Below are 11,704 nucleotides of genomic sequence, written 5' to 3'. Positions count from 1 at the left end.
AAAAATTTAAATTCGGTTTTGTCATCATTTAATATTTCGTAGAAATTATATATCGGTAGACATTTAAAAATATCAACATGCATTTGTCTCGTAGAGACTATACATTTAATATTGTTTCATATCTCCCTACGGGAAATTGTTTGGGTGGGGATTTCTTTTTTTTTCTACCAACCAATTACTCCTAAAGGAGTATTTCTAAAAATTTAAATTCGGTTTTGTCATCATTTAATATTTCGTAGAAATTATATATCGGTAGCCATTTCAAAATATCAATATGCATTTGTCTCGTAGAGACTATACATTTAATATTGTTTCCTATCTCCCTACGGGAAATTATTGGATGAATGATTTCATTTTTTCTACCAACCAGATACTCCTAACGGAGTATTCCATACAAATTATAACATTTTATTTTACCGATATTTAATTCCTAATGGAATTTTTCTAATATTGAATTTCTACGAAGCACTCCGTTAGGAGTGACTGGTCGGTAGCAAAAAAAAAATATCCGACATGCATTTTGTCCCGTAGGGACTATACGTTTAATATTATATTATATATCTCCCACGAAATATTTTGGGATGATGTTTCTGCTAATATCTAATTCCAAACAAAAATCTTAAACTATAATATTTAATTTTTAAAAAAATACTCCGTTAGGAGTAACTGGTCGGTAAATGTTAAAAAATCTAATTTTCTCTAAAAAAACTTTGTAAATCTTTTCTTTCTTTAACGTATAATTTTTAAAATTTTAATTTTTGTGTATTTTGTTTAAAATGAGCAATTTGTGTTTTTAAAAAATCGATTTCGTTGCGCATTGTATTTGTTTTTATTTTAACTTTATAAATCTAAAATTTTTCAGATATGACTGTACATCAAATACTTAATGCAAAAGGAAGGAATGTATATTCCGTACGTTCAACAACAACCGTTTTTGAAGCCTTAAAAGTTATGGGCGATAAAAACATAGGCGCCATTCTTGTTATTGACGGAAACGATTTAAAAGGGATTTTGTCTGAAAGGGATTATGCTCGAAAAATTGTTTTAAAAGACAAATCTTCAAAAGAAACTTTTGTACATGAAATTATGGAAAGCAATGTTTTCTCGGTGCTGCTTTCAAATAATATCGAAGACTGCATGGAACTCATGAGTTCAAAAAGAATCAGACATCTTCCTGTTTTAGAAGATGGAACAGTAGTGGGAATTATTTCAATTAGCGATGTTGTTAAGGCAATTATCGAAATTCAAAAAGACACTATTAATCACTTAAACTCTTACATATCACAGTAAATACGCTTATTAAAATACTTTTTTCAATAGTCCGATACAGCTCGGACTATTTTTTTTGACTTCTCGATTTTGATATTTTAACAAAAGAAAGAACCAAAACGCCCCATTTTAAAACTAAGACTTATATCTTTGTAAGCTAGAATAAAAGCTAAAATAATGAACAAAGAGAGTAAAAAAAGAGAGGCGTTACTGTATCACTCAGAGCCAACTCCAGGAAAAATTCAGGTAGTTCCAACAAAAAAATATGCAACCCAAAGAGATTTATCGCTGGCTTATTCGCCAGGAGTTGCTGAACCTTGTTTAGCAATTGCAGAAAACATTGAAGATGTATATAAATATACTGCAAAAGGAAATTTAGTTGCCGTAATTTCAAACGGTACAGCTGTATTAGGTCTTGGGGACATAGGCCCAGAAGCAGGAAAACCTGTAATGGAAGGAAAAGGTTTGTTGTTTAAAATATTCTCTGATATTGACGTTTTTGACATCGAAGTTGGTACAAAAGACGTTGAAGAATTTATTCAAACTGTAAAAAATATTGCTCCAACTTTTGGAGGTATTAATCTTGAAGATATCAAAGCACCGGAATCTTTTGAAATCGAAAGAAGATTAATAGAAGAATTAGATATTCCGGTAATGCACGATGACCAGCACGGAACCGCAATTATTTCTTCTGCAGCTTTAATCAATGCACTTGAATTAGCAGGAAAAAAAGCCGAAGACGTAAAAGTAGTAGTTTCCGGAGCAGGATCTGCAGCAATTGCTTGTACAGATTTATATGTATTATTAGGAGTAAAAGTGGAGAACGTTTTAATGTATAACAGTAAAGGACTTTTAACAAAAGACAATCCTTCACTTTCAGAATTACAATTAAAATATGCAATCGACGGTCCAAAAATTGAATTAGCAGAAGCTGTAAAAGGAGCTGACGTTTTCATCGGATTATCATCTGGAGATATTCTTTCACCAGAAATGTTATTAACAATGAAAGACAACCCGATTGTTTTTGCAATGGCAAATCCAAATCCGGAGATCGATTATAATTTAGCTGTAGAAACGCGTAAAGATGTTATTATGGCTACAGGCCGTTCTGATTTTCCTAATCAGGTAAATAACGTTTTAGGATTTCCTTATATTTTTAGAGGAGCTTTAGACGTACGTGCTACAAAAATTAACGAAGCTATGAAAATGGCTGCTGTAAAAGCATTGGCTATTTTGGCAAAAGAACCAGTTCCAGAACAGGTTAACGTAGCTTATGGAGCAACAAAATTAGGTTTCGGACAAGAATATATCATTCCAAAACCATTTGATCCTAGATTAATTACCGTTGTAGCGCCTGCAGTTGCAAAAGCAGCAATGGAGTCTGGAGTAGCAAAAAATCCTATTACAGACTGGGCAGCTTATGAAGATAAGCTTCGCGAACGTATGGGTAATGATAATAAAATGGTTCGTTTAATTACAAACCGTGCTAAATTAGATCCTAAACGAATTGTTTTTGCAGAGGCAGACCAATTAAATGTATTAAAAGCAGCACAAATTGTACATGAAGACGGAATTGGTATTCCGGTTTTATTAGGAAGCAGAGAAACTATTTTAGAATTAAAAGAAGAATTAGGTTTTGATGCTGAATTAGAAATCATTGATCCTAAAACAAACGAAGAAGAAGAAAGACGTAACAAATTTGCAGCTTCATACTGGGAAACAAGAGAACGCAGAGGAGTTTCATTGCTTGATGCTCAAAAATTCATGCGCGAAAGAAACTATTTCGCAGCCATGATGGTAAACGAAGGCGAAGCAGATGCTTTGGTTACAGGTTATTCAAGAAGTTACCCAAGCGTAGTAAAACCAATGCTTCAATTAATTGAAAAAGCACACGGAGCTTCACTTGTTGCAACAGCAAACATGATGTTAACGTCACGTGGGCCAATGTTTTTATCAGATACTGCAATAAACATCAACCCATCATCTGAAGATTTAGTGAACATTGCCTTGATGACTGCTAAAACAGCAAAAATGTTCGGAATTGAACCTGTTATCGCAATGGTTTCGTATTCAAACTTTGGTTCATCATCACATCAAAATGCTTCAAAAGTAAGAGATGCGGTGGCGTATTTGCATAAAAATCACCCTGAGATGGTCGTAGATGGTGAAATTCAGGCAGACTTTGCTTTAAATTCAGAAATGCTTCAGGAGAAATTTCCTTTCTCTAAATTAGCAGGAAAAAAAGTAAATACACTGATATTCCCTAACTTAGAGTCGGCAAATATCACTTATAAGTTGATGAAAGAATTAAATAAATCAGCTTCTATTGGACCAATTATGATGGGATTAAATAAACCGGTTCACATTTTTCAATTAGGAGCAAGCGTTGAAGAAATGGTAAACATGGCAGCAATCGCTGTTATCGACGCTCAGGAAAAAGAAAATAAAAAAAATAAATTGGCTCAATAGGTAGAATTAAATAAGGATCAAATAATATTGTCTTATTTTTATTGCATTTTTATTATATTTGATACTTATTAATAATACATATGATAGCACATTTGCAGGGGAAATTAGTCGAAAAGAATCCCACAGAAGTTGTAATTGATTGCGGTGGAGTAGGATACCACGTAAATATTTCTTTACATACTTTTTCATTAATCCCTAATGCTGATTTTATAAAATTGTATACGCATCTTCAAATCAAAGAAGATGCGCATACTTTATTTGGATTTGTAGAAAAATCTGAACGAGAAATATTTAGAATGCTTTTGTCTGTATCAGGAATTGGGGCAAACATTGCACGAACAATGCTTTCTTCAATAGAACCAAGACAAATTATTAATGCAATTGCCTCAGGAGATGTTGGTTTAATTCAGTCCATAAAAGGAATTGGAAACAAAACTGCACAGCGAGTAATACTTGATTTGAAAGAAAAAGTGTTAAAGTTGTACGATTTGGATGAAGTTTCAGTAGTTCAAAACAATACAAATCGAGATGAAGCGTTATCTGCTTTGGAAGTTTTAGGTTTCGTTCGAAAAACTTCAGAAAAAGTAGTAGAGAAGATCGTAAAAGAAGATCCGGAAGCTACTGTAGAAACGATCATCAAAAAGGCTTTAAAAAGCTTATAAAACCAATTTTTTATAACCAATTGTATGCGTAAAATTTGTATTTTTTTACTGGTTTTATTTTGTGGTAATGTTATACGATCACAAGTAAATCCGGCGGTTCAAGATACAACTAAAACTCAGTTTTCTGTAGGGAAACTCGAGATCGATAATCCACCAAGCATACTTTCGGCTTATAAATACGATCCTATTACAGATCGATATATTTACACTACTTCGGTTGATGGATTTTCAATCGACTATCCTCTTGTTTTAACTCCAAAAGAATATGAAGATTTAGTTCTAAAAGAATCACGAAGAGATTATTTTAGAAAAAAAGCAGATGCAATCGATGGTAAAAAAACCGGAGCTGAAGCCGCTAAAAAAGATTTACTGCCAAGATATTATATCAATTCAAGTCTTTTTGAAAGCGTTTTTGGAAGTAATACCATTGATGTAAAACCTACAGGTTCTGTCGAAATGGATTTAGGTGTTCGTTACACCAAACAAGACAACCCTTCATTCTCACCTCGAAACAGATCAAGTCTTACTTTTGACTTTGATCAGCGTATCAGTATGAGTTTAATGGGGAAAGTAGGAACAAGATTAGAAGTAAATGCTAATTATGATACCCAATCAACATTTGCATTTCAAAACTTATTTAAGTTAGCGTACACTCCTTCCGAAGATGATATTATTCAAAAAGTAGAAGTAGGTAATGTGAGCATGCCGCTGAATAGTACCTTGATACGTGGAGCGCAAAGTTTATTCGGAGTAAAAGCACAATTGCAATTTGGTAAAACAACCATTACAGGGGTTTTCTCTGAGCAAAAATCACAAACAAAAAGTGTAGTTGCAGAAAACGGAGGAACAGTTCAAAACTTTGATTTATATGCTTTAGACTACGATAGTGATCGTCACTTTTTCTTATCACAGTATTTTAGAAATAAGTACGATGCATCATTAAAAAAATATCCATTTATTGACAGCCGTGTTCAAATTACAAGATTAGAAGTTTGGGTAACAAACAAACAAAATCGTGTAAGTACGAATAATAATAACTTAAGAAATATTATCGCGCTTCAGGATTTAGGTGAAGCTCAAATTACAGGAATTCCAGATAATCAGGTTGTAGTTATTAGTTCAACTGCAGGATTTTTCAATAATGGGATAGATTCGCCAACTGATAACAATAACAATAAGTACGATCCGGCAACAATAGGTCAGGCAAGTTCTTTCCTGAATTCTAAAATTAGAGAAATTGTAACAGCAAAAGCGGGATTCAACAATACAAACGTAAGTGAAGCAACCGATTATTCTGTTTTAGAAAATGCCAGAAAATTAACCACTGCAGAGTATACATTTAATCCGCAGTTAGGATATCTTTCTTTGCAGCAGCGTTTGGCAAATGATGAAATTCTTGCCGTTGCCTTCGAATATACAATTGGAGGAAAAGTGTATCAGGTTGGAGAATTTGGTAGTGATGGTGTCGACGGAACAGTCGTAACAGGAAATAACAACGCAAATCAGGCAATTATTACACAAAGTTTAGTTTTAAAAATGCTTAAAAGTAATTTGACAAACGTTCAAAATCCGGTTTGGAACCTGATGATGAAAAACGTTTATCAAATTCCACAGGCATATCAAATTAAACAAGACGATTTCAGGTTAAATATCCTTTACACAGATCCTTCACCAATAAATTATATCACGCCGGTTCAGGGTTCGAGTTTCCCTGCAAACCCAACATCGGATATGAAGGTAGAAAATACCCCATTATTAAATGTTTTCAACTTAGACCGTTTAAATTATAATAACGATCCACAAGCTGGCGGTGATGGTTTCTTCGATTATATTCCGGGGGTTACAGTTGATGTTCAAAACGGACGAATCATATTTACTACAAAAGAGCCTTTTGGGGAACTTATATTTGACAAATTGAAAGATGGTGGTCAGAATTATAACGATCCATCAACCTATAATGCAAACCAGCAGAAGTATGTATTTAGAAATATGTACCGAAATACACAAGCAGGTGCATTGCAGGACAGTGATAAAAACAAATTCTTATTAAGAGGAAAATACAAATCATCCGGAAGTAACGGAATCCCTATTGGAGCATTTAACGTGCCGCAAGGTTCTGTTGTCGTTACAGCGGCCGGAAGAGTTTTGGTTGAAGGAATAGATTACAGCGTCGATTACCAATTAGGAAGGGTTCAAATTCTTGATCCATCATTGCAGGCATCAAATACGCCAATTGAAGTTTCGTTAGAAAATAACTCCATCTTCGGACAGCAGACCCGAAGATTTATGGGATTAAATGTCGAGCATAAAATTTCGGATAAATTTGTAGTGGGCGGAACTTTCTTAAAAATGACAGAAAGACCATTTACCCAAAAATCAAGTTATGGTCAGGAATCTGTAAACAATACCATTTTTGGATTCAACGGAAACTATTCAACAGAAGTTCCGTTCTTAACAAGGTTAGCAAACAAACTTCCAAATGTTGATACAGATGTTCCTTCGAATTTATCTATTCGTGGTGAAGTTGCATTTTTAAAACCAGATGCGCCAAAAGCCAGTGATTTTGAAGGAGAAGCAACAATTTATGTTGATGATTTTGAAGGTTCGCAGTCAACTATAGATATGCGTTCTGCTTATGCATGGAGTTTATCTTCTGTTCCATTTATTAATAATGATGCAGATAATACCTTTAATGCAGGTTTTAATACTTTAGATTACGGTTTTAAAAGAGCAAAATTATCCTGGTATACCATTGACCCGGTATTTTATACATCAAAACCATCAGGAATCTCAAATGATGATTTATCATTAAATACAACAAGAAGAATTTACAGCAGAGAGTTATATCCAAATACCGATATTGCCCAAGGACAGATACAAGTAGTCAACACACTTGATTTAACATATTACCCATCTGAAAGAGGTCCGTATAATAATAATCCCAATTTTGCATCCACTAATCCGGCAACAAATTTTGGTGGAATTATGCGTGCCTTAAATTCAACCAATTTTGAGCAGGGAAATGTCGAGTATATTCAGTTTTGGGTTCTTGATCCATATGTTGGAAACTCAGAAGCTCCGGCAAATAATACAGGTAAAATTTATTTCAACTTAGGAGAAATCTCTGAAGATGTTTTAAAAGACGGAAGAAAACAATACGAAAACGGATTAGGACCAGATCAAATTAAGGTTAATCCGAGGCCGCTTTGGGGAGATGTTCCGGCTTCGCAATCTTTAATTTATGCTTTTGATACTAATCCTGACAATAGAAAAAATCAGGATATTGGTTTAGATGGATTGCCAAGTTCTCAGGAAGGTCAAATTTATACCAATTATGCAGGCGAGGCAGATCCGGCTGCAGATGATTATACGTATTATTTAAATACAGATGGAGGCGTTTTAGAACGCTATAAAAATTATAACGGTACAGAAGGAAACTCTGCAGTAAGCATCGACGATCCTAATCGTGGTTCTACAACTCTGCCGGATGTTGAAGATATTAACCGTGACAACACAATGAGTACCATCAATGCGTATTATGAATATAGTATTGATATTAAACCAGGAATGCAGATTGGTCAAAACTACATTACAGATATTCGTGAACCGGGTGATTTAGGACCTATAGAATTGCCAAATGGAGGAACAACAACTGCAAGATGGATTCAGTTTAAAATACCTGTTTCTCAGCCGCAAAATACTATTGGAAACATTACAGACTTTAGATCTATTCGTTTCATGCGTATGTTCATGACTGGGTTTAGCAGTCAGGCAACGGTACGTTTTGGTGCTTTAGATTTAGTAAGAGGGGAATGGAGAAGATACACAGGGACACTAGATGTTAACCACCCAAAACCAGAAGATTCTACTGTAGAATTTGATGTTGCAGCGGTAAACATTCAGGAAAACAGTAATAAATGTCCGGTTAACTATGTAATTCCGCCGGGAGTACAAAGAGAACAGTTGTACAATAATAATACAGTTATTAATCAAAATGAACAAGCTTTAGCAGTAAGAGTTGCGGGTTCTGGTTTACAATATCAGGATTCGAGAGCAGTTTTCAAAAACGTAAGTGTTGATATGCGTCAGTATAAAAAACTGAAAATGTTTTTACACGCAGAATCTTTACCACGTGAAAACACACTTGAAAATGATGAAATGGTAGGTTTCATTCGTTTTGGAAATGACTTTACACAAAACTTCTATCAAGTAGAAATTCCGTTAAAAGTAACTCCTACAGGAGCGTCTTGTAACATAAGTCCGGATAAGGTTTGGATGGAAGAAAATGATATTGATTTGGCGCTCGAATTGCTGACTAAAATGAAAATCAAAGGTATGAGCATTGATATCAATTCTACTAAAAGAGATGTCAATGGTATTTATTACCCGGATAATGATCCGGATGTTGAAGGTGGTGACGGAAGCGATAGATTAACTTTAGGTATTAAAGGAAATCCTAACTTCGGTTTAGTCCGAAACTTAATGGTCGGAGTAAAGAGTAGGGCAGATCATAAAGATATTAAAGGAGAGGTTTGGTTTAACGAACTTCGTATGTCTGATTTAGAAAACAAAGGCGGTATGGCTGCGATATTAAATGTCGACACCAATATGGCCGATCTTGCTACACTTTCTGCAACGGGTAGAAAAAGTACAATTGGTTTTGGGTCTTTAGAGCAGGGAGCAAACGAACGCAGCCGTGAAGATATCCAGCAGTATAACATTGTTACTAATTTAAACTTAGGAAAGTTACTGCCTAAAAAATGGGGAATTAACCTGCCATTTAATTATGCAATTGGCGAAGAAGTAATTACTCCGGAATATGATCCGTTCAACCAGGATATTAAGTTAGATCAATTAATTAGAGAAACGACAGATCAGGCAGAAAAAGACAATATTAGAACTCGTGCGGTAGATTATACAAAACGAAAAAGTATCAACTTTATCGGCGTAAGAAAAGACAGAGCAGCCGAGCAAAAACCTCACGTTTATGATGTGGAGAATTTTACATTTTCACAATCCTACAATCAGGTAGAACGTCATGATTATGAAGTTGAAAACTATGAAGACGAACAATCAAATACGGCTGTAAACTATGCTTATACTTTCCAGCCAAAAGAAGTTGTTCCGTTTAAGAGTACTAAATTCATGAAGAAAAGTGATTACTGGAAATTGCTAAGTGATTTCAACTTTAATTATCTTCCTTCAAATATATCTTTCAATTCTAATATTTTAAGACAAAGCAATCGCCAGCAGTTTAGAGAAGTTGAATTAACTGAAAATAGTATTGGACTTGATCCGCTTTACAGAAGAAATTTTGCCTTTAATTATCAATATGGTTTTGGTTTTAATTTAACCAAATCTTTAAAGCTGAATTATAGTGCAACATCAAATAACATTGTTCGAAACTTCTTAAACGATGACAATACCCCTAAAGAAGATTTTAATATCTGGGATGATTACTTTGATATTGGAACGCCAAACCAGCACGCACAACAATTGGTCTTGAATTATGAAATTCCAATTAACAAAATTCCAATTTTTAGTTTTGTAAAAGCGAGTTATTCTTATACGGCAGATTATAACTGGCAGCGTTCATCAACAGCGTTTTCTCAATACGAAGATCCTAATACCGGTGCTATTTATGATTTAGGAAATACAATTCAAAATGCGAACTCAAATACGCTTACAACGACCTTAACTATGGCTACGTTGTATAAGTATTTAGGTTTAGTTCCTGGTGCAAAAAAGCAAGCGAAGCCTAAACCAGCGGCTCCGCCAAAACCGGGAGAAAAAATTGTAAATACTGCTAAGCCAGTAGTAAGCAGCAGCCCATTCTACGATGGTTTAATAGGCGTATTAACAAGTCTTAAAAATGTACAGATTAATTATACTAAAAACAGCGGAACCGTTTTACCGGGTTATACGCCAAGTATTGGTTTCTTAGGAACATCTAAACCAAGTTTAGGATTTATTTTTGGAAGTCAGGATGATGTACGTTACGAAGCGGCTAAAAACGGATGGCTGACAACTTATCAGGATTTCAACCAAAGCTATTCACAGGTTACAAATAAATTGTTGAAGGTTACGGCTAATATTGATTTACTGCCAGATTTAAAAGTTGATTTGTCAATGGACCGATCTTATTCTGAAAATACTTCAGAACAATATACGGTTGATCCGGCGACTCGTGAATATATGCCGTTGTCTCCTTATACTTATGGAATGTTCTCTATTTCGACAGTATTAATAAAGACAGCTTTTCAAACCAGCAACGAAAATGAGTCGGCTGCATTTGATGACTTTAGAAATAATCGTTTAATAATTGCAAACCGTTTGGCAGAGCAGCATTACGGTTCAGGAGTTGAGATTCCAAGATATGGAGATGTGAACAATCCAATTCCGGCACCGACCGCTCCAAATTACGCAATTTATACGGCTAATGAAGGATATCCAATAGGATACACGAAGAGTAATCAGGCTGTATTATTGCCATCATTCTTGGCGGCGTATGCAGGAAATGACGCATCTAATTCGTCAACAGATATATTTAGAAGTTTCCCAATTCCAAACTGGAGTATTAAGTACAATGGATTAATGCGTTATAAATATTTCAAAGATAAATTCAAGCGTTTTTCATTACAGCATAATTATAGAGCATCGTATACAATCAATCAGTTTAGATCAAACTTTGATTACAATGATACGCCAACAGTGCAGGACGTTAATACCAATTTCTTCAATAAAATTATTATGTCGAATATCAACTTGGTAGAGCAATTCAGCCCGTTAATTAGAATGGATTTTGAATTGAAAAGCTCGCTGAGAGTTCTTTCTGAAATTAAAAAAGACAGAGCTTTATCCATGAGTTTTGACAATAATTTATTGACAGAAGTTAAAGGTATAGAATACGTGGTTGGTTTAGGATATCGATTTAAGGATGTTATATTTTCATCAAGACTTGCTGATAATCCAACAGGAATTATTAAAAGTGACATCAACATAAAAGCTGATTTTTCATTTAGAAACAATCAGACTTTAGTTCGTTACTTAGATTATGATAACAATCAATTAGCGGCCGGACAAAATATCTGGTCATTAAAATTAACAGCAGATTATTCATTCAGTAAAAATCTTACGGCAATATTCTATTATGATCATTCGTTCTCAAAGGCAGTGATTTCAACATCATTCCCTTTAACGAACATTCGATCAGGTTTTACACTTCGATATAATTTCGGAAATTAAATTTAGGTTTATAATCGAGAATTTATTAGAAGATTATTACATTTGTTGCTGAATTATTA

4 protein-coding genes are annotated in these 11,704 nt (G+C 34.3%); all 4 read left to right on the top strand.

Annotated features, from left to right (window positions below; translation table 11 throughout):
- The first annotated feature begins 864 nt into the window (after window positions 1-864).
- The 4 genes from ACODSB_RS09445 (at window position 865) to sov (ending at window position 11,645) form a co-directional block, all read left to right on the top strand.
- A complete protein-coding gene (locus tag ACODSB_RS09445; protein WP_053471668.1) occupies window positions 865-1,290 on the top strand; it encodes a CBS domain-containing protein in 426 nt (141 codons plus the stop codon).
- Window positions 1,291-1,446: 156 nt separating this feature from the next.
- On the top strand, window positions 1,447-3,738 hold the full coding sequence (locus tag ACODSB_RS09440) for an NADP-dependent malic enzyme (RefSeq protein WP_256636917.1): 2,292 nt from the start codon (window positions 1,447-1,449) through the stop codon (window positions 3,736-3,738).
- Between the two features lie 80 nt (window positions 3,739-3,818).
- A complete protein-coding gene (gene ruvA / locus ACODSB_RS09435; protein ID WP_053471666.1) occupies window positions 3,819-4,400 on the top strand; it encodes a Holliday junction branch migration protein RuvA in 582 nt (193 codons plus the stop codon).
- A gap of 24 nt (window positions 4,401-4,424) precedes the next feature.
- Window positions 4,425-11,645, top strand: coding sequence for a T9SS outer membrane translocon Sov/SprA (gene sov, locus ACODSB_RS09430; RefSeq protein WP_488936842.1), 7,221 nt, complete (start codon window positions 4,425-4,427; stop codon window positions 11,643-11,645).
- Window positions 11,646-11,704: the final 59 nt, after the last annotated feature.

This window comes from Flavobacterium sp. FG68 (genome assembly GCF_057808895.1).
The sequence above is the reverse complement of the archived record's forward strand: the minus strand, read 5'-3'. Positions and strand labels throughout refer to the sequence as shown.